Here is a 19,534-nt window from a genome sequence, read left to right as displayed (position 1 = left end):
GGCCGCTACGGGTGTATTCGCGCCCAGATCCACTTGCCGCCGGCCGGGTCAGCGGTGACTCCGCACTTGGCGGACAGGGCTTGGACGATATGGAGACCCCAGCCGCCGTTGTCGTCGAACGCCTCCTCGGAGAGGTCGAGGTCTTCGAGGGTGAGTTCGGTCAGCGGCTTGGCCTTGGGCAACTCGTGGTCCTTGTCCCAGACGGCGATGATGATCCCGTAGGCGTCCCGGCTGAGCTGGAGCCGGATCTCCTCGCGCGGCGTCTGGCGGGCCGCGTTGGTCACGAGTTCTGAGACGACGAGAAGCGCGCTGTCGAGAATGTGGAAATAGTCCCATTTGCGGATTCGCGTATCCACATAAGTGCGTGCGAGTCCTACTGCGGCAGGCGTGCCCATAAGGGACATGGTCGACTCTTCGGTCGCCGTCATCGTCATCGTCCTGTCCTTGCCCGAGATTCCGATTTCCTGCGGCAAGGATCACCTGAACGTTCTATGTTTTGCCTGTAGCCGCCGAAGATGAATACAGGGAGGACGCGAATGCCGATCGTCCGGGATCCACTCGACCCCAAGATCTCTATGTGGTACTTCTTGGCCTTCTACCTGCGGTTTTGGCGGGAGAAGATGGGTCTATCGCTGACCCAGTGCGGGGAGATCATGGGAGTAACACGGGGGACTGTATCCAACTTCGAAGCGGGACGGCGGCGCCTGCAGGACGACCATGTTCGGGCGCTCGACCGACACTTCGAGACGGGTCTGCTATTTCAGCTCTTGCTCTGGTTTGCCCGGATGGCGCACGACCCCAACTGGGGAAAGCAGCTCGTCAAGTACGAGCGGGAGGCAACCCTGATCAAGACCTACCACGGTCAGGTCATCCCGCTCGCCCTCCAGACCGACGAATACACCTGGTCCTACGTCCAGTCCGGTACCCCAAAGGATTTCGAGGCTGCGATGGAGAGGCGTGTTGCTCGGAAGAAGTCCTTCTTCGAGCGGGGAACTGAGGTCGAGATGTGGGCAACGCTCGATGAGAGCGTGCTGGCGCGTGAGGTCGGCCGCCCGGAGGTGCACAAGGAGCAGTTGGAGCACCTGCTCGCCATGGCTGACCTCCCGCAGGTCAGCCTACGTATCGTCCCGTTCAAATCGGGCGCTCACTTGGGCGTTGACGGGTCGCTCCAGATCCTCAGCCTGGAGAGCCGCGACATCGCCTATTCGGGTGCCCAGAACGGTGGCCGCTTGATCGAAACGCCTGGCGAGGTACGCGAATTGTCGGTTAAGTTCGATCGTATCGGCGCGAAGGCGGCCTCCTTGGAGGCTTCTCGCGAGATCATCAAGCGGTACTTGGAGAGCTACGAATGATCGTGCAATGGCGCAAGAGCACGCACAGCGGCGGAGCGGACGACGAGCACTGCGTTGAGCTGGGACGACTTGCGCCAGGGGCCGGGATTGGGGTGCGGGACAGCAAGGACCCGGACGGGGGGCACCTCACCTTGTCCGTTGCGCAGTTCGCGGGTTTGATCGAGCAGGTCAGGCGGCACTCGACCCGCTGACCGTCCCGTCCGGCCTCACCCTCACCCTCGGTCCGGCGTCCTGCCGCATCACTGCGGAGCGGTCGGCCGGTGCGTTGGTCGTGCCAGATAGCGGTGGGCCAGGGCCAGGACACGGCAACCTGGATAACGGCATCCGCGATGGTGCAGCCACAGAAGGCTCGTGTTGGTGTGGACCGGTTCATCTGTGACGATGTCGATCATGTTGAATAATGTGCTGGTGGCCGTGGTCGCCTTCGTCGCGGGCTGCGGTGTCGCCGCGTTCGGGCTCGTCAGGCGTCGAAGGCCCCCGGCTGCCACCGCTCGCGCGGTGCTCCCCGCTCCGCTGCAGGAATCGGTCACGGCGTTCGGGGAAGAGCTGCAGACCCTGACCGTCACCCCGGAGGAGATTGAGGCTGATCCTGGGGCAACGGAGGACTACAGCACCGCCTTGCTCGCCTATGACCGCGCTGCGGCCGCGGAGCACGAGCAGGTCGCGCTGGTGGCGCTGCGCGACGGTCGCGCGGCACTGATCAGGTTGGCCGCCCGGCGGGCCGAACGTCCGGTGCCGATCGATGCGCTCCCGCCGCTGGAGGCCGACCGTAGTCGCTCGGAGCCTCCCGGTGTGCCGGAGAACGCGACCGGAGAGCGGTTCCTGACTCTCGGCGCCGGCGGGGGCACCGTCGAAGTACTCATCGACCGCCCGGAACCCGGCCGCCCGGCCATCGTCGAGGTGACCTGCGGGGGTGACCTGTGTGTCAGTCCCGTCGTCCGTACCGAGGACGAGACCGACACCGGGTCCGAACTGGTGATCAACTATGAGGGCGCCTACCACGGCCGTGTCATTCTGGGGCCCAAACCGACCCATTTGCGGATCGAATGCGTCGAAGAGGCGCAGCGCTGGTCGGTGCGCATCAGGCCGATGTCCGCTGCGCCGCTTCTCGGCTCGGAGTGGCGCGGCGGGGGCGGTGACGAGGTGCTGTTCTACGACGGCGGCCCGGCGTTGTTGACCGTGCAGGCCAGATCGGAAGGGGCCTGGAGCGTGGAGTTCGAGTGCGGGTGCCTTCGGGGCGGGGACTGCCGCTGCCGCACGCCTCGCTGGCCTGCCGGCATGCCGGAGGGATCCGGGGATGGTTGGGGCACACATGACGGACGGCGCGCGATGCGGCTGCCACGGCCGGGATACCTGATCCTTGAGGCGTCCGAGAAGGACCATGAGTGGTTCTTGTCGGTCGAGCCCTTCTCCGAAGACCCGCCACCGCAGAGCAACGCGGCGCAGAGGTTCGGTCGCCGGTCATCCATGTGATTTGGCGGGGCTCTCCGTCTGCGGGCGGCGGATGCGGGCGGTTTTCGCCGGTGCGCCGGGTCGGCGGTGTCTATGAGGTCGCCGTGGTCGAGCCCGGAGGGCGGATCAGGTGCTCGCGTGCTTCTCCAGGGCGGCTTCGTAGGCGCGCATCGTCGCGGCGATTCTGCGTCGCCGGTCGGCGTCGTCCTCCTCCGTGCCCCGACGGCAAGAGATCGCGGCACGGCTCGTAGCGCCGGCCGCGAGGGTGACCGGCGCCAGCGCGAACACGCCGATGAATCCCAGCAGTACAGAAAGCAGGACCAGCCCGACGAGCCGTCCTCCAGGGTTCGCCAGCAAAGCCCACTCTGCGAGCACGACCAGCAGAATGCCCAGGGGGACAGCCCACAGCAGGGTGTGCTTCATGGCCCTTCCTCCTGCGGTCCGCATGCTCGGGCGAGGCTGGTGACCACCCGAAGCCAGGTGCTCACGGTAAACCATCACCACACGGTTCAGGACCGGGTGCCCGAATGACCGATGGTCCTAGGTCGATCGGACCTGGGGCATCGGGACCGGGGGCCGACGTGGGGGAGCGGGTGTGCGGGCCAGTATGGAGATCATGACAGCGACCTATGAGCCCAAAGCCGCCGGGAAGGCGCCGGCGCGTTCGTCCACCCCCGGCTGGGCCGCGCTGCTGGCGGCGTCCGTGGGGCAGTTCCTTGTCGTCCTGGACATTTCGGTTGTCAACGTCGCAATGCCCGAACTGCGGACCGGTCTCGGGTTCGGCGCCACCGGCCTGCAATGGGTCGTCAACGCCTATTCGCTGACGTTCGCCGGCTTTCTGCTGCTGGGCGGACGAGCCGCCGATCTGTTCGGACGCAAGCGCGTCTTCCTTGTAGGGCTCGGCCTGTTCACCGTGGCCAGCCTCGCCGGTGGGTTCGCGCAGGGCGGGAGCATGCTGATCGGTGCGCGGGCCGTGCAGGGCTTGGGGGCGGCGATCCTCGCGCCCGTCACGCTTTCGCTGGTCACCGCCACCTTCCCCGCCGGGCCGGCGTGGACGAAGGCGATCGCCATGTGGACGGCCGTCGGTACCGCCGGGGGCGCCACGGGCGGGCTGGTCGGCGGGCTGCTGACCGACTATCTGAGCTGGCGCTGGGTCTTCCTGATCAACGTGCCGGTCGGCGCGGTCGTGGCGGTGATCGCGGCGCGGTGGCTGCGGGACGAGCGCGACGGCGGCCGCCGAGCCCGCCTCGACCTGCCGGGGGCCGTGCTCGTCACCGGCGGGGTGGGGCTGCTGGCGTTCGGCATCGGGCGGATCGAGGCCGACGGGTGGACGTCGTTGGTTCCGCTGGCCGGCGGGCTCGCGCTGCTGGCGGCGTTCGTCGCCGTCGAGGCGCGGGCGCCGCATCCGCTCGTCCGGCTGCGGCTGTTCCAGCTGCGCAGCGTCGCGGTCGGCAACCTCACCACCCTGGTCATCATGATGGGCGGGTTCGCGCTCTGGTACTTCCTGTCGCTTTACATGCAGAACGTCCTGCAGTACAGCGCGGTGCGCACCGGGTTGTCGTTCCTGCCGCACACGCTGGGCATCATCCTCGGGTCGAGGCTCGCCCCGATGCTCATGGAACGCATGGACGCGCGGCTCCTGGCGGGCGCCGGCGGGCTGCTGGCGGCGGCCGGGTTCGCGTGGCAGAGCGTCGTGCTGGACGCGGGCGGCACGTTCCTCGGCTCCGTTCTCGGGCCGGGCGTGACCATGGCGCTCGGCTTCGGGCTGCTGATGACGCCCCTGGTGGAGGCGTCCACCGCGGGTGCGTCCAAAGACGAGGCGGGTGCGGTGGCGGGCGTCGTCAACACGTCCCGCACGATCGGCGGCGCGATCGGGCTGACCGTCCTCGGCGCGGCGGCGGCCGCGTCCGGGCCGGAACCGGTGGACGGCTACGCGACGGCCTTCCTCGTCGCCGCGCTCATCACCGCCGCAGCGACGGCGCTCGTCCCGTTCCTGCCGCGACGCCGCGCCTGAGGAACCGGGCGCCCACCCGGCGGCACCGGCGAAACGCCGACCGGGCGCCCGCCGGAGAGAGCGGGCGCCCGGGGCGTGGCGGGTCAGCGAGCGGCGGGGGCGGGGGCCTCGGTGAGGGTGATTCCGGGTGCGACGCGCGTGCGGCCGTACCGGAAGTTGTCCTCGACCTCGGCGATCTCGGCCGCGTTCGGGTTGGGGTTGCGGCAGGACGTCCCGGCGCTGGCCCCGGACATCAGGTCCGTGCAGCGGCCGGTGCGCCGGTCGGGCAGGCCGAGGATGTGGCCCAGTTCGTGGGACGCGATCCGGACCGTGTAGTGGCCGTCCCAGACGGCCTGGCGGCCCATCCAGATGGTGCCGCGGCCAAGGCCCGTGACCCGGGCGCGGGGCCAGCCGTCGTCGGCGAGGACGATCACGTCGGCCGGGGATCCGGGGACGAGCTGGACATTGCTGACGCGCTCGTTCCAGATCCGCGCGCCTTCGTCGACCGCCGCCCGGAACTCCGCGGCGCGGCTGGCGTCGTACCGGACGGTGCGGACGGCGCTGGACGTGTCGGAGGCGGGCGTGGCCGAGGCGGGCGCGCCCGTCCCGGCCAGGAAGGCCAGGCCGAGCAGCAGAGCGGCGCAGACCCTCAGCAGGTTTCTGATGACCATGGGATTCCTCGTGGTGGTGGGAGCGGGGTGGGGGCACCCTCCGCCGGGCACCGCGCTCCGGCGGAGGGCACGTTCAACGGGGCCGGTCCACAGGCCGGTCAGGCGCGCACGCCGCCGCCGATGATCTGCAGGATGCGGGAGCGGTAGGCGGTGACGTCGCCGTAGATGGCGGGGGAGACGGCGCACTGCGACGCGGTGCCGCGGCTGGTCGCGCCGACCAGCTGCCACCTGCCCGAAGAGCCGACGATCGCGGGGCCGCCGGAGTCGCCGTAGCAGGCGCCGCGGCCGCCGCCGCCCTCGATGCACAGCTCCGCGTTCTCGATGCCCCAGCACTGCGAGTCCGAGAGGATCCGGGTGTCGAGCTGGCGCAGGCCGACGGGCGCGGGGCCGCAACCCCGCTGCGGGCAGGTCTGCCCCCAGCCGAGCAGCCGGGTCGACGAGCCGACCGGCGCGCTGGTGGCGATGGGCACCGGCGCGGACGACGCGGGGGAGGCCAGCCGGAGCAGGGCGACGTCGCCGCCGATCACCTGCCGGCCCGCGACCCGGCGGACCTCACCACCGGAGTTGTACCGGGTGGTGCCGATCCTGACCTGGTAGGGCGTGCCGCAGTGCGAGGCGGTCACGACCCAGCTCGCGCCGACGAGCGAACCGCCGCAGCTGTGCCGTCCGGACGAGCTCTGCAGCGACGCCATGAACGAGTAGACCTGCGACGCGGGCACGCCGCCCACGATCTTCGGGGTGGGCGGCGGGGTGGGATCGGCGTAGGCGATCGACGTACCGGACAGCGCCACGAAGGCGGCCGGTATCGCGACCAGCAGTCTGCGTTTCTTCATGAGCGGGGGGTCCTTTCACGAGGCTCCACCGACTATTGACCAGAACTGCCAAAATCGCCATTGCCGGACACCGGGTGCGCCGCCGCAATAGAAGACTTTCCATGCGGAGAGCGGGCGCCACCTGCGAACCTTCTACCGCTCTCCCGCCCGCACTGAAAGGACGGCAGTTTTTCAACCCGCCCGTTCACATCCGCTCGTGACCCGTATTGGGGTGGGTGTGCGGCGGCGCCGCGGGCTAGGGCGGCGGGCGTGGCGACCCGCGACCGTCCGGAGACCGGCCGGAGAGCGTCCGGAGAGCGTCCGGAGAGCGTCCGGAGAGCGTCCGGAGAACGTCCAGACGTCCATGGCGGACCCGGCGCTCGGCGACGACGCGAGCGCCTTCCCCGAGGCGATGAACGGATGCAGAGAGGCATGATCGCCTCGATTCAGGCCCGGGAACCGCGGCTGCCGAACGAGGTCGCGGGATACCGGGTCCTGTCCGAGGAATAAGTGGAGCAACAGCAGAACGGGCGCCACCCGGATGGGCGCGCCCGTCAAGCGAAGTGCGAGGAGAGCGAAAGGGCTGGATATCTGAAAATGATGAGAAGGAAGCCCCCTCATGGCCTCGCGGGAACAACGGTAGCAGCTAGGCCGGGATCAGGTCACCGAGATTTTCCAGGGTGAAGACCCGCGAGTCCTCGTGGAGGCCCTCGGGACGCTCCAGGCCGATGTAGGTGACGGGACCGTCCGGGGCGTTCCCGTCCCAGAGGCTCGTCTTCTCGGCGTCGATGAGGTCCGTCAGATGGCCGACGGTGATGAACCGGCGCTCCACGATGCCGCGGACCAGGTTCGAGGTCGTCACATGGTTGGCCTCCACCTGGTTGAACTCCAGCACGCCCTTGAGGTGCAGGTGCAGCCACTTGGCGCGCCACCGGCCGTCGTCCCCGCGCATGAACACCATCGGCAGCGCGACCCGGCCGGGCCCGCGCAGCTCGGACTTCATGCGGACGGTGCGTGCCTCGAACGGTTGGCCCTTCTGCTCGCCGTCGCGCAGCATGAACCCGAAGAACGACTCCTCGACCTCGTCGAACCCCTCACCGGAATAGATGTCCACCTGCGGAACGACGAACCGCGAGGTGATGCGCCCCAGGGAGAGGTTGATGAATTCCGATGCGCCCTCCGGGGCATCGGTGATGTCGCCGGAATGCTCTCCGCCGTCGGTCTTGAGGTTCGTGAACGCCAGCCATTCCGGGTCGCCATAGTCTTCGTCGAGCAGGAGCACCGAAAGGTCGAAGTCGGTCCTGCGCTTACGCTGCCGCCAATACACGAAGAACCGCAGCAGCTCACCGCTGATGGGCGACACCGAACCGCGGGGAAGGACACCGAGGCCGTTTCCGGCCCCCTTCCCGCTGAGCGGCAGCGCGACGTCGAGCGCGTCGGGGTCGACGACCAGATGCCCGGCGGACGGGAGTCGCCCGCGGATCTCCTCGTCCAGGAACGCCGAGAGCCGCGCCACGGTCTCCGGGTCGAGGGGCGCCCGCGTGTCGGGTGCCGTCGCGCCGCGGCCGAGACGGTTGGCGAACAGGCGCACCCGCGTCCGCTCGGTCGTGGCGGCGCGGTTGAGCAGATGCTCCCGCACCGACAGCAGAACCCGGCCGGACACTCGTCCCGCAACCGATTCCGCCGCATCCAGGACGGCGTCCTGCGAGTCCGGCGCCATGCGCAGCAGCCGGTCCAGCGACCGGAACAGCATCCCGGGCGCGCCCTTCGCCACGTTCGCGGCGCCGGCCACGTCCCCGGACGCGAGCCGCGCCTCGATCCGCGCCGCGAACGACGGCGCGTTCTTCTCGCCGCGCGCGACCGCGAACACGTCCGCCGCCCGCGCCCACCTCGGGTACTCGTGCGGGTGGAGCCGCTCACCGAGCCGCTTCCACGCCTCGCGCCGGGCGGCGACGTCCCCGAGCTTGCCGGGCTCGGCGCCCACCACGGCGTCGAGGGCGGCGAGCAGCGACCGCCGCATCGGACGCGGCATCGACACGAACCGCGTCGGCTCCTGAAGGGTCACGTCGCCGTCCGACAGCGCGCACGCCAGGCGCAGGACGTCGGTGATCGTGTCGACGAGGAGATCCGCGCCGACCGCCAGGCGCACCTGGTTGATGACCGCCCGGTTCTCCCGCACCGGGATCCGCTCCGGGTGCGGGCCGTCCGCGTAGTGCCCGGCCAGCCTGCCCAGTGCACCGAGGTCGTCCTCGTCGAGCGGCGTGACGCTGCCGGCGAGCCGCAGATACAGCCGCTCGCCCTCCTCGGCGAGGCCGCGTCCCAGGTGCAGCACCGTCACCCGGTCGCCGGCGCCGGCGATCAGCTCGTCGTGCGCTTCGAGCATCTCCTCGTAGTCGTGCCGGTAGGTGCCGTAGCCGACGAGCGTGAGCAGGTTCAGGGTGCCGCCCTGCAGCGACGCCATCGCCGCGGGCGCGGCCGCCGGGTCGAGGAGCGTCTCACGCAGGAGGCCCACCCAGAAGTCCATGGTGTCGGGCACGTTGCGCGGGAAGTCCCGGAAGTACACGTTGTGCCGGACGTGGTCGCCCGCCATCTCCCGGACGACCGGCAGCGTCCGTCCCGCGACCTTGAGAACGGTCTCCTCCGACAGGCCCGACAGCGCCGCCATGACGTCCCGCGACAGCTTGAACCCGGCCGACATCAGCGCCGCGTCGAAACGCCGCGCCGCCGCCGCCCCGTCCCCGAGGGGTCCCTCGGGCGCGGGGATGCGGTGCGTGTGCCGGACGATCAGTTCCGCAAGCCAGATGTTCACTGCGCCATGGTGGCAGCGCACCCCGAACCCACGCACACGGTTAATTCGGCATGATCACGAGCAGATCGAGCAAACCCGCATGGTTACGGGGTGAGCACTTGTGGCTGCGCTCGCGTGGCCGGCCGGGCGGGACGCGTGAATCGGCGTCCCAGACGTTGCGCGGGCTCCTCGATCCAGCGGTGCGACGCCCAGCTCACCGCCAGCAGCACCAGGAGGAAGAACGCCAGGCCCACCACGTCCTCGCGCCCGGAGATGTCGAGGAACTGCGCCGCCACCATCAGCAGCAGCGGATGCAGCAGGTACACCGAGAAGCTGATCGTCCCGAGGCCGGTCGCCCAGCGGGGGAACCGCCGGTCCCGGAGCCGCCACGCCGCCGCGAACGTGGCCGCCGCCAGCACCACCGCCCCGCACCAGACGAGCTGCGCGGGCCGTCCGTGGGGCGCGGCATGCCAGGTCCCGGCGGCGACCGCCCCCACCAGGACGACGACCGCGGTCACGGCGCACGCGCGCCGGGTGATCTGGCCGTGCTCGGCGCGGTGGACGGCCGTGCCCATGAACATGATCGCCAGCATGATCGCGCCCTCCCACGCGCCGACGCGGCCGTTCACCGTCACCAGCACGAGGGCGAGCAGCCCGCCGAGGAGCCCGCCGGCCAGGCGCGGCGCTTGACGCTTCGACATGGCCGCAGCGATCGCGACGATCAGGGCCGCCGCGGTCACCGCGACCACGGCGCCGGTCCCCGCCGTCCGCGACAGCAGGGCGGACGGCGCGTACACGCCCGTCAGCAGCCCGCTCGCCGTCAGTGCGACCGCGACCAGCGCGACCACCGTGAGGACGGTGGCGACCGGTGCCGACCGGCGGTGCCCGCCCACCACGAACAGCGCGACGATCAGCAGGTAGAACGCCATCTCGTACGACAGCGTCCACAGCACGTTCATCGCGTTGGGGACGTTCAGGAGGTCCTGCAGCATCGTCATGTGCGCCAGGACGGCGGTCGCGGGGGAGTAGCGCTCCAGGCCGGCCCGCAGCCCGAGCACGCCCAGCAGGAACGGGAGCACCGCCAGGAAGCAGGCGACGGCCAGCAGCGGGTAGATGCGGAAGAACCGCCCGATCCAGAAACCTCGCACGCTTCCCCGACGCTCCAGCGACGCCGGCACGATATACCCGCTGACCAGGAAGAACACGAGTACCCCGTACGTGCCGGGGTCGAACCAGTCGGCGAGTCGGGTCCGCAGTGAGGGCAGGTACACATAGCTCGCGTGGTGCAGCGCCACCGCCAGGGCCGCCCCTCCGCGAAGTGCATCAAGCCACCCAAGTCGGGACACAGAGGTGGAAACACCCGAAGCAGCACCCATCCCGACAGACTAGGTGGGTCGGCACGATGGTGCGGCGGAACTAGCAAGATCACCCACACCCGTCGCCGCGTGATGTTCCGTCACCCGGGCTATGCTCCTCTGCGTGGGATCCAAAGCCGTGCTGCCGCCCGAACGGCGCCGTGAACTGCTCGGTTTCGCAATGGAGGAGTTCGTGCGCCACGGGTTCGGCCACGCGTCGCTGAACCGCATCATTCGATCCTGCGGAATGAGCAAAAGCTCCTTCTACCACTACTACGAGTCGAAAGAAGCGCTGTTCGACGCGGTCGTGAACGGCCTCACGGGCGAACTGCGCGACGCCGTGAAGGTGCCCGATCCGGACTCGCTCGCCGTCCCCGGCTTCTGGGCCGAGGTCACGCGGATGTCGGACGACCTGATGGGCGCCGCCGCGGTGGACTGCCGGCTCATCGACTTCTGGCGGCTGTTCTACGTCCCGGACGCGCCGGCCGGCGACGACGGCTCCCTCGCCCGGGTCAAGCGCGGGATCGACGACTGGCTAGGCCGGGCGCTCGCCGCCGGGCGCGCGGCCGGCGCCGTCCGCGACGACCTGCCCCCGTCCCTGCAGGGCGAACTGACCCTCGCGACGCTGTGGACGATCAACGCGTGGGCGCTCCGGCATCTCGAGGAGACCGATATCGCGGAGGGGCAGCGGCTCGCGCACCTGCAGATCGACCTGCTCCGCGGACTCCTCGCCTCTCGCTGAGCCGCACTACGGGCCGGGCGCAGGACGGCCCCCGCGATGGGCGGCCGCTGGACGATCCCGGCTACGGGACGATCCCGGTTCCGGCCGATCCTTGGCTACGGGACGATCCTTGGCTACGGGACGATCCTTGGCTACGGGACGATCCTTGGCTACAGGTCGATCCTCGGCTACGGGACGATCCTCGACGGGCGCCGGTGCGAGGCGGCCCGGTTCTCCAGTTCGGTGATCTCGGCCTTCCGGTGGGCGCCGAGAGTGTCGTTCTGAATCCGGTCGTGCAGCTTGAGGACCGCGTCCAGCAGCATTTCGGGCCGGGGCGGGCAGCCGGGAACATAGAAGTCCACCGGCACGATGTGGTCGACGCCCTGCACGATCGCGTAGTTGTTGAACATGCCGCCGGACGAGGCGCACACGCCCATCGCGATGACCCATTTCGGCTCGGTCATCTGGTCATAGAGACGCCGCAGCACGGGCGCCATCTTCTGGCTCACCCGGCCCGCGACGATCATCAGGTCGGCCTGCCGGGGCGTGGCCGACGCGCGTTCCATTCCCCAGCGGGCGAAATCGTGGCGCGGCATGCCGACGTCCATCAGCTCCATCGAGCAGCAGGCCAGCCCGAAGGTCATGGGCCACATCGAACTGGACCGCGCCCAGCCCGCGAACTTCTCCACGGTGGTCAGCAGGAATCCGCTGGGAAGCTGTTCCTCAAGTCCCATGGCGGTGACGATACCGAAGAATGGACCACCTGGTCCAAAGGTCTATGTGTGTGAAATGGACCACATGGTCCAAACGGCGCCGGCGGTACGGCGGGGGGTGGTCGGGCGGGCGGGACGGCGGCTGCGGCACCATGGGGATCATGACGACACTGCCGCTCGGCCCGGACGAACTGCTGACCACGACCCGCACGGTGCGCAAACGCCTCGACCTGGAGCGGCCCGTGCCTCTGGAACTCGTCCGCGAATGCCTGGAGATCGCGCTGCAGGCCCCGAGCGGGAGCAACCGGCAGGGCTGGCAGTGGATCGTCGTCACCGACCCGGAGGTCCGCGCGGCGATCGGCGAGTACTACCGGCGGGCGTTCGCCTCCTACGCCCAGTCCGGCGGCACGGCCGTCTCGCTCTACCAGAACGACCCCGAACGCGCCGAGGTGCAGCGCCGCGTCGGCGACAGCGCCGCCTACCTGGCCGAACACATGGGAGATGTGCCCGTCCTGGTGATCCCGTGCCTGCGGCTGCACGGCGGGCACCTCCCCGCCGGCAACCAGGCCGGCCTGTGGGGCTCGCTGCTGCCCGCCGCGTGGAACTACGCTCTCGCCGCGCGGGCACGCGGGCTCGGCACCGCATGGACCTCGCTGCATCTCACGTACGAGAACGAAGTGGCGGAACTGCTCGGCCTGCCCGGGAACGTGAGGCAGGGCGCGCTCATCCCGACCGCCTACTACACGGGCGACACCTTCCGTCCCGCCCCGCGCGTTCCACTCGACGAGGTCCTGCACCTCGACCGCTGGTGACCGGCAGCACGTGCGGCGACGGCGGCCGCTTCAGCGCCGCCAGTTCGGCATCGGTGGTCTCCGGCATGCCGCCGTGCGCCGCGTGCTCGTGCGCCCGCCCCCGCGGCGGCCGGCGCCATGCACGCAGCCGCTCCTGCATCCGCTTCGCCTCGGCGACCTGGGTGGCCTCGATCGCCGAGGCCAGCGTCCTGACCTCGGGACGGACGGGATGCCGCCGCGCCAGCCGGGCCAGCTTCACGCCCTGCTCCTGGTGGGGAGCATCATCTGCAGGAACATCACGTCGGTGGCGTTGAACCCGCGTCCACCCCGCGCCGCGGAGCCGCCGCCCGGTGAACCGCCGGCGGCTCCGCACTGCACGGACACGAGCAGGACGCACACGGCGAGAATGGCCAGTGCCGCGCCCTTCACGACCCGCCGCTTCATGGCGTGGACGTCATCGCGGACGGGTCACAGCTGTCGCCAGAGGGCGGGGGTGGCGGAGGGTTCCCAGCCGGCGAGTGCGGTGTGCGACTGCAGGCACTCGTAGGTCTCGCCGTTGTAGGTCACCTGGTCGCCCGCGGTGTAGGCCGTCCCTGCGGCCCAGGTACCGCTCGGCGGATCGGTCGGCGGGTCTGTTGGTGGGTCGGTCGGCGGGTCCGTGGGCGGGTCCGTTGGTGGGTCGGTGGGGGGAGTCGATCCTCCGAAGTCGACGTCCGAGCAGGTGTAGAACGCCTCCTCGCTGCCCACGACCCGCTGCCAGATCGAGTACAGGACGTGCCTGCCCGTCCGCGGCGGGATGTTGATCGTCCAGTTGGTGAACGTGGTGGGGTTCTGATGGGTGAACGTCCGGACGTGGACCAGGTCCGACCAGCGCAGTGGCTGCGACGGGTCCCAACCCTCGCGGGTGATGTAGAACTCGAAGTTGCTGTTCCCGTGCGGGGCGGTCGCGTGGTACGTGATCGTCTGCGGGCCGGACGACATCGGGGTCGCGGGCCAGTCGGTGCGCCGCAGGTCCAGGCCGCGGTACTTCGCCCGTCCGGCGCTGCACAACTGGCCGTCCGGGATGATCTCCTGGTGGCGGCCGCCGGCGTTCAGCAGCGACACCTCGTTCCAGTCGTAGAACGCCTGGGTGCCGCCGGCGGCGACGGCGGCCTTGCACGCGTCGGAGTCGGGGCTCTCCGGGCCCTCGTCCTTGCAGACGTAGACGCGGCTCGGCGGGTCGGACATGGTGCCGTGCGCGCTGGCGGCGGTCGCGGTGCCGAGCACGACCAGCACCGACGCGGCCGGCACGGTGACCGCCACGGCGGCGGCCTTCGAGCGGGCGGATCTCATTGACTTCCTTCCGGTGGGGGTGGGTTCGCCGAAATCGCTGAGTTCGCCAGGTTCACCGGGCCCCGGGTCGGGTTGCCGGGGTCGCCTCGGGGAGTTCTCAGGGGAGGGCGTTGAGGAAGGGGTCGTGGCTGTTCATGAACTCCCAGCCGTAGTAGCGGTCCCAGTTGATCGACCAGGTCATCAGCCCGCGCAGCCCCGGGGAGGCGCCGCCGCGGAGCGTGTACGAACCGCATTCCTGGCCTTTGACCAGGCAGGTCAGCGCCTGATGCACCTGGGCCGGCGGGGTGTGCCCGTTACCCGCGCTGACGGCGGCGGGCAGGCCGACGCCGATCTGGTCGGGACGCAGGCCGGGGAACGCATGACCGGTGTTCGCGACCGGGAACCCGGCCTTCACCATGTCGGTCATCGCGATGTGGAAATCGGCGCCGCCCATGGTGTGGTACTGGCCGTCCAGTCCCATCACGGGTCCGGAGTTGTAGTCCTGGACGTGCAGGACGGTCAGGTCGTCGCGCATCGCGTGGATCACGGGCAGGTAGGCGCCCGTCCGGTTGTCGCCGGCGCTGGAACCGCCGTAGAACTGGTGGCCGACCTGCACGAAGAACGTCTCGGGCGCCATCGTCAGGACGAAGTCGTCCCCGTACCTGGCTTTGAGCGTCTTCAGCGCGGAGATCAGGTTCACGATCACCGGCGTGGTGGGGTTGCGGAAGTCGGTGTCACCCGCGCTGAGGTAAAGGGAGTGGCCTTCGAAGTCGATGTCGAGGCCGTCGAGGCCGTAGCGGTCGATGATCTCCGACACGGACCGGACGAACGCGTCCCGTGCGGCGGTGGTGGTGAGCTGCACCTGCCCGTTCGCGCCGCCGATCGAGATCAGCACCTTCTTGCCCTGTGCCTGCTTGGCGCGGATGGCCGCGGTGAACTCGGCTTCGCTCTCCGCGTTCGGGCATTCGCTCACCGGGCAGCGGGTGAAGCGGATGTCGCCGGACGTGGGTGACGTCGGCTCACCGAAGGCGAGGTCGATGATGTCCCACGCATCCGGGACGTCGGCCATCCGCACGTACCCGGAGCCGTTGGCGAAGCTCGCGTGCAGATAGCCGATGAGGGCGTGCTTGGGAAGCCCGGCGTCGGTGCAGCCGGTCGTCCGGGCGTTGACCGGCTCGGACTTGGGCGACTCGCCGACGTCGTTGTAGGCGGCGACGGTGTAACTGTGTGAACTGCATTCGGTCAGGTTCGAGATGGTGGTGCTCGTCCCGGTCACGGTGGCTCGTACGGCGGAGCCTTCGTAGACGCGGTAACCGGTGACGGTTCCGGTGGCGGGGGTCCACGACAGGGTGACGGAGCTGTCGGTGACGGTCCCTGCCCCGGGTGTTCCGGGCGTTCCCGGCACTCCCGGCCGGGGTCCGCCGCCGGGACCGTCCAGGACGACGTCGTCCGCGTAGTACTTTCCGGTTCCGTACCAACCGTGCAGGTAGATCTGCGCGGACGTCTGGTCCGCGCCGGTCGTGAACGAGACCGACAACTCGGTGAAGTCCGAGGCGGACGGCGTCCAGGTGGACGTCCCGCCGATCACTCCCAGGTAAACGTAACTACCGCGCACCCAGGCGGACAGGTCATAGGCGGTGCCGGGCTGGACGTTCACCGTTTGTGTGCACTGCCCCGGGTCACCCGCGGTCACATCGCCCGCGAGCGCGTACGAACCCGTCCGCACCGGGCTGGTCACCGCTGACCCGCCGCCCGAGCAGGACCAGCCTGAGAGCGACCCGCTCTCGAAACCGGCGTTGACCAGTACGTTCTCCGCGTGCGCCGGGCTCGTGATCGCAACCAGAAGCCCGGCGACGACGACCGCCAAGATCGAGAGCCTCTTCGTGTCGTCTCGTCTGCGGCGGTGTGTCCGGGTGTGGGCGTCCGCCAGGCCCCAGAGTCTCTTCATGACGGGTTCCTCCAACGGAAGGTTGTCCAGGTGCGGGCGGACGGTCTCGGCGAAGCCGTCGAGGTGCGAAGGAGTAATAGTTAGGAAGGTTTCCTGTCAGTTTGAATGCACCGTAACCAGTGGCTGTGACCTGGGCAACCCTTCGTCCCGTGAGGGGATGGCGGCGCCGGGCAACCACTCCAGGTTGAACGCCGAACCAGCGGGAACGGTCTTGAAAATCGGCACCTATGGCCGAATAAACGGTCCTCGAATGGCAATACTCGCCAATTATGCTGCGCGGGCGGGGCTGCGGAAGACCTGCCTGGTATGCCATTCGATGTGCTGGTGCTCCACCGGGGCCAACCCCGCCTGTGGTTCCCGTGCAGCCCGTCCCACCAGGTCAAGGACCAGACTCCGGGACGCCGTGGCGCGTCCAATGTACTTGCGCGACACGTTGATGGTGCGGTCATCGGCCAGGCCGACGACACCCCGATCGAAAAGCCGATGATGGAGCGCGCAGAGGCAGATCCCGTTGCTCAGATCGTCGGGACCGCCATACGTCCGCCACCGCACATGCGCGGCATCCAGGCCGACCGCGACACCACTCAGCCAGCCGTCGTAACCGCAGAAGGCACAGCAGTACTCGTAAGCCTCCAGCACCTCAGGCCGAAAAGCCGGGTCACGATGGCCGAACTCGTCGCGCACCCCGGACGGAAGTTCGGCGTCCTCCAGATCCAAACCGACCATGTGGCAGATGTCGGCATGCAGCGACGGCGCGAAGTTGGCATCGAGCAGAGCCCGCACCAATTGGGGCAGCAGCGCCGAATCCTCGGCGAGCGCGGCAGTGAGGGCGGGATGCAGCCGTCCGCTGGCACGCAGATTCCTCAACGTGCCCACATTGGGACCCGGGCTGCCCGCGCCACCAGCGGTCGTGACCTCCCAAAGGCGGTCGTCATTGGTCAGATGGTGAAACGGGTAGCCCGGACTGGTCGCCCGGGGCGGCCCGAACTCCTGAAGCAGCCGACCCAGATCCTGCTCCGCCGCAGAGAACTCGATCGCTCGCGGCCCCTCACTCCGGAACCGGCCGAGGGCGTACAGCAGCAATAGAGGCTTGTGCGGGGCACGCTCCCCATTGCGCGAGTATCGGCGGACGCGTGTTACCCGCTCAACCCAGCTCATGCCCGCTCAACCCAGCTCATGCCCGCTCAACCCAGCTCATGCCCGCTCAACCCAGTCCACGGCCAAACCTTAATCCGGACGGACGTCGTATGCAGGGTTGTCGAGGCGTCATAGGAGGGTTGCCTCGGCGACTCGTCGAAGACTGGTCTTGATCGCGGCGGGGACGTTCACCGTCCACCGTCCACTGGTCACCGCCCACCGGTCACCGTTCACAGGGTCACCCTTTGCGGGAGAAATCGCGATGGAGAGGGTGCTCTCACCTCAGCGGGTGGTCGGCGGCCACGGTTGAGGTCCCGCCTCGCGCGCCGGAGCCGCTGACGCCCGCCGCCGGCGCTCAAGATTCCCCGCCTCAGTGCGGTCGACCTGCTTAAGCCGTCGCTCTCACCGGAGATGGCACCCCGGACGGACGTAGACGATGATCGGCTTCACGGTGCCGATGGCCGAAAAACTAACTACCGGAACCCCGGCCCTTGATGGGATCCGGGCTTTCCCTCTGATGTGCGCGTGCCTGGGGTTCTTCTTTTCCCGGTTTCAGTGTGGTTGCGGTGGGTGGGGGCTGGGGTGGCCTTCCGAAGGTGGGTGCGCTCGTTTGTCTTTGTCGCCGGTTGCTGTCACGTTGGTTGCGGTAGCGGTCGGGGAAGGGTGTTCTTCTGCGGGTTGGCGCAGGGCTGCCAGGACGCCGCGCTCCGCGCGGCACAAGCGATCGGCGACGCCGAGCGGGCGACCGGGGCGGCCGAGCCGCCGGGGCCACCTCAACCACCCACCCGCAGCAACCACCCTGCCCCGATAAAACCGTGCTCAGCCACCACCGGCCGTTGGACGACCACCGCCCACAAAAAAACGTCCTCCCTTTCCCGGGTTGGCCTGGCCGGGGGCGGAAGAAATGCGGTGACAGTAATGTGGCGTGTCCGGATTGCCCACCGGCATTGCCGCGATCTTCCCATAGAATGACGGGTAACGGATTTTGGTGTTGGGAGGTGAACCCCCGTGTCCATGCCCCTCGAAATCATCGAAGGCCCCAACATTGTCGCCGGCGCCCGTGAATGGGAAGACCGGGAATGGTTCCCGCCCGGCCCGCAACTGGCCATCTGCCTATCCGGCGGGAAACAACACCTGGCCGACCTGACCGATGACGAACTACTACAGGTCGCAGCCGCCGCCCGCCGCCAAACCTCCTGGGCCCAAGCCCGCGAACTCGCCGCCATCGCCGAACTCACCCAACGCCGCACCACCACCGAAACCACCACCACCGGACCCGACGGCGGCGGCGACTACCGGACCCTGCCCGCGCGTGAAGCGGTCACCGAAGAAATCGCCGCCGCGCTGACCGTCACCGGCAACACCGCCGCGACCCTGGTCCACCTCGCCCAACAACTGACCGGCCCACTCGCCGACACCGGCGCGGCCCTGGAAACCGGCCGGATCGACATGGCCAAAGCCCGCGTCATCTGCGACACCACCGACTCCCTACCCGACCAGATCACCCAACACGTCCAAACCGCCGCGCTGGACAAGGCGCCCACCCAGACCACCGGGCAACTCCGCCGCCGCATCAAGCGGATCGTGCACCGCCTGGCCCCCGAGGCGGCCGAGGAACGCAAACAACAAGCCGTCCGGCAACGCCGCCTGGAGTTGTGGGACACCGCAACCGGCACCACCGACCTGGCACTCTGCGACCTGGCACCCGAAGACGCCCACGGCATCTTCAACAAAATCACCGCCGCCGCACACGGCCTCAAAAAAGACGGCGACACCCGACCCCTGCACCTCATCCGCGCCGACCTGGCCACCCAACTCCTGCACGGCACCGACCTCCCCGCCGCCACCCGCACCCTCCTCACCCAAACCACCCACCGCCAAACCAGGCACCGCGCAGCGGGCAACCACCAAGGACCCAAGACCAGCCGAGCACCCCAACACAGGACGGCGAACGAGCCTGCAACGGCGGACACCGGTCTCCGGACGGGCACGGCAGCCGGTGACGCCACCCCGACCACCACCCCCGACCACGACCCGGGCCTGCCGGAAGTACTGGCGATGGTTCACCGGCGCCTCACCCACCTACGCGACCGCACCCGCCCGGCGGACATGCCCGCCGCCGTCAACCGGGCGATACACCAGCTCAACGACCGGCTCGCCCCACAACGCGACACCCTCTGCCAAGCAGACGCCGCACGACACGGAAGACCCGGCCACCGGCCACCCGACAACCTCCGGCGAGAAATCCAAGAGCGCCACGCCACCTGCGTCTACCCCACCTGCAACCAGCCATCACACCGCTGCGACCTCGACCACACGGTGCCCTGGCGACCCGGAATCACCTGCCGCTGCAACCTGGCGCCACTCTGCCGACGACATCACCGGCTCAAACAAACCCCGGGCTGGACACTCCACCACATCTGGCCCGGCTTGCTGATCTGGACCACCCCGTCCGGCGCCTGGTACATCATCCGCCCCGACCGGCAGTAG

19 protein-coding genes are annotated in these 19,534 nt (G+C 69.3%); 7 read left to right on the top strand and 12 right to left on the bottom strand.

What is annotated here, in order from left to right:
* Positions 1–5: 5 nt before the first annotated feature.
* Positions 6–356, bottom strand: a complete 351-nt coding sequence (locus tag ACGFIS_RS29540; protein ID WP_392906461.1) for an ATP-binding protein — start codon at positions 354–356, stop codon at positions 6–8.
* A gap of 180 nt (positions 357–536) precedes the next feature.
* Here ACGFIS_RS29540 and ACGFIS_RS29535 point away from each other — a divergent pair, with 180 nt between their 5' ends.
* From ACGFIS_RS29535 to ACGFIS_RS29525, 3 genes are all read left to right on the top strand, one after another.
* Entirely contained in the window at positions 537–1,352 is an 816-nt protein-coding gene (locus ACGFIS_RS29535; protein ID WP_392906460.1) for a helix-turn-helix domain-containing protein, read from the top strand.
* On the top strand, positions 1,349–1,543 hold the full coding sequence (locus tag ACGFIS_RS29530) for a DUF397 domain-containing protein (RefSeq protein ID WP_392906458.1): 195 nt from the start codon (positions 1,349–1,351) through the stop codon (positions 1,541–1,543). Before ACGFIS_RS29535 ends, ACGFIS_RS29530 begins: the two co-directional genes overlap by 4 nt.
* Positions 1,544–1,733: 190 nt before the next feature.
* A complete protein-coding gene (locus tag ACGFIS_RS29525; protein WP_392906456.1) occupies positions 1,734–2,825 on the top strand; it encodes a hypothetical protein in 1,092 nt (363 codons plus the stop codon).
* 105 nt (positions 2,826–2,930) lie between these two features.
* Here ACGFIS_RS29525 and ACGFIS_RS29520 read toward each other — a convergent pair whose 3' ends face one another.
* Positions 2,931–3,227, bottom strand: coding sequence for a hypothetical protein (locus ACGFIS_RS29520; protein WP_392906455.1), 297 nt, complete (start codon positions 3,225–3,227; stop codon positions 2,931–2,933).
* A gap of 193 nt (positions 3,228–3,420) precedes the next feature.
* Here ACGFIS_RS29520 and ACGFIS_RS29515 point away from each other — a divergent pair, with 193 nt between their 5' ends.
* Entirely contained in the window at positions 3,421–4,818 is a 1,398-nt protein-coding gene (locus tag ACGFIS_RS29515) for an MFS transporter (protein ID WP_392973267.1), read from the top strand.
* Between the two features lie 83 nt (positions 4,819–4,901).
* Here ACGFIS_RS29515 and ACGFIS_RS29510 read toward each other — a convergent pair whose 3' ends face one another.
* The 4 genes from ACGFIS_RS29510 to ACGFIS_RS29495 form a co-directional block, all read right to left on the bottom strand.
* On the bottom strand, positions 4,902–5,468 hold the full coding sequence (locus tag ACGFIS_RS29510) for a snapalysin family zinc-dependent metalloprotease (protein WP_392973265.1): 567 nt from the start codon (positions 5,466–5,468) through the stop codon (positions 4,902–4,904).
* A gap of 98 nt (positions 5,469–5,566) precedes the next feature.
* Positions 5,567–6,301 (bottom strand): S1 family peptidase, encoded by a 735-nt coding sequence (locus tag ACGFIS_RS29505; RefSeq protein ID WP_392973263.1) that lies wholly within the window; start codon positions 6,299–6,301, stop codon positions 5,567–5,569.
* Between the two features lie 625 nt (positions 6,302–6,926).
* Positions 6,927–9,089 carry a hypothetical protein gene (locus tag ACGFIS_RS29500; protein WP_392973261.1) on the bottom strand — a complete coding sequence of 721 codons (2,163 nt, stop codon included), beginning with the start codon at positions 9,087–9,089 and terminating at the stop codon, positions 6,927–6,929.
* 83 nt (positions 9,090–9,172) lie between these two features.
* The gene (locus ACGFIS_RS29495; RefSeq protein ID WP_392906448.1) at positions 9,173–10,444 is read right to left on the bottom strand and encodes an acyltransferase family protein; all 1,272 of its coding nucleotides are present in this window, start codon (positions 10,442–10,444) and stop codon (positions 9,173–9,175) included.
* A 103-nt stretch (positions 10,445–10,547) separates the two neighbouring features.
* Between ACGFIS_RS29495 and ACGFIS_RS29490 the strand changes: the two genes are divergently transcribed.
* Positions 10,548–11,165: a TetR/AcrR family transcriptional regulator gene (locus tag ACGFIS_RS29490; RefSeq protein WP_392973259.1), complete on the top strand. Its 618-nt coding sequence runs from the start codon at positions 10,548–10,550 to the stop codon at positions 11,163–11,165.
* A 167-nt stretch (positions 11,166–11,332) separates the two neighbouring features.
* Here ACGFIS_RS29490 and ACGFIS_RS29485 read toward each other — a convergent pair whose 3' ends face one another.
* Positions 11,333–11,878, bottom strand: coding sequence for a NuoB/complex I 20 kDa subunit family protein (locus ACGFIS_RS29485; protein ID WP_392906445.1), 546 nt, complete (start codon positions 11,876–11,878; stop codon positions 11,333–11,335).
* 140 nt (positions 11,879–12,018) lie between these two features.
* Here ACGFIS_RS29485 and ACGFIS_RS29480 point away from each other — a divergent pair, with 140 nt between their 5' ends.
* A complete protein-coding gene (locus ACGFIS_RS29480) occupies positions 12,019–12,669 on the top strand; it encodes a nitroreductase family protein (protein ID WP_392906443.1) in 651 nt (216 codons plus the stop codon).
* Here ACGFIS_RS29480 and ACGFIS_RS29475 read toward each other — a convergent pair.
* From ACGFIS_RS29475 to ACGFIS_RS29455, 5 genes are all read right to left on the bottom strand, one after another.
* Complete coding sequence (locus ACGFIS_RS29475; RefSeq protein WP_392906442.1) at positions 12,581–12,907, bottom strand: DUF305 domain-containing protein; 327 nt, start codon at positions 12,905–12,907, stop codon at positions 12,581–12,583. The two genes, ACGFIS_RS29480 and ACGFIS_RS29475, sit on opposite strands and share 89 nt — an antisense overlap.
* Positions 12,904–13,092 carry a hypothetical protein gene (locus tag ACGFIS_RS29470; RefSeq protein WP_392906441.1) on the bottom strand — a complete coding sequence of 63 codons (189 nt, stop codon included), beginning with the start codon at positions 13,090–13,092 and terminating at the stop codon, positions 12,904–12,906. The genes ACGFIS_RS29475 and ACGFIS_RS29470 overlap by 4 nt, the downstream gene beginning before the upstream one ends.
* 24 nt (positions 13,093–13,116) lie before the next feature.
* Positions 13,117–13,980 (bottom strand): lytic polysaccharide monooxygenase, encoded by an 864-nt coding sequence (locus ACGFIS_RS29465; protein ID WP_392973257.1) that lies wholly within the window; start codon positions 13,978–13,980, stop codon positions 13,117–13,119.
* A 97-nt stretch (positions 13,981–14,077) separates the two neighbouring features.
* Complete coding sequence (locus ACGFIS_RS29460; RefSeq protein ID WP_392906437.1) at positions 14,078–15,907, bottom strand: chitinase; 1,830 nt, start codon at positions 15,905–15,907, stop codon at positions 14,078–14,080.
* Positions 15,908–16,174: 267 nt separating this feature from the next.
* Positions 16,175–17,065 carry a phosphorothioated DNA-binding restriction endonuclease gene (locus tag ACGFIS_RS29455; RefSeq protein WP_392973255.1) on the bottom strand — a complete coding sequence of 297 codons (891 nt, stop codon included), beginning with the start codon at positions 17,063–17,065 and terminating at the stop codon, positions 16,175–16,177.
* Positions 17,066–18,058: 993 nt separating this feature from the next.
* On the opposite strand from ACGFIS_RS29455, the gene ACGFIS_RS29450 reads away from it, so the two are divergent.
* Entirely contained in the window at positions 18,059–19,534 is a 1,476-nt protein-coding gene (locus ACGFIS_RS29450; RefSeq protein WP_392973253.1) for a DUF222 domain-containing protein, read from the top strand.

The organism is Spirillospora sp. NPDC048824 (genome assembly GCF_043198455.1).
Lineage (GTDB): Bacteria > Actinomycetota > Actinomycetes > Streptosporangiales > Streptosporangiaceae > Spirillospora.
This window is presented reverse-complemented; position numbering and strand designations above follow the sequence as displayed.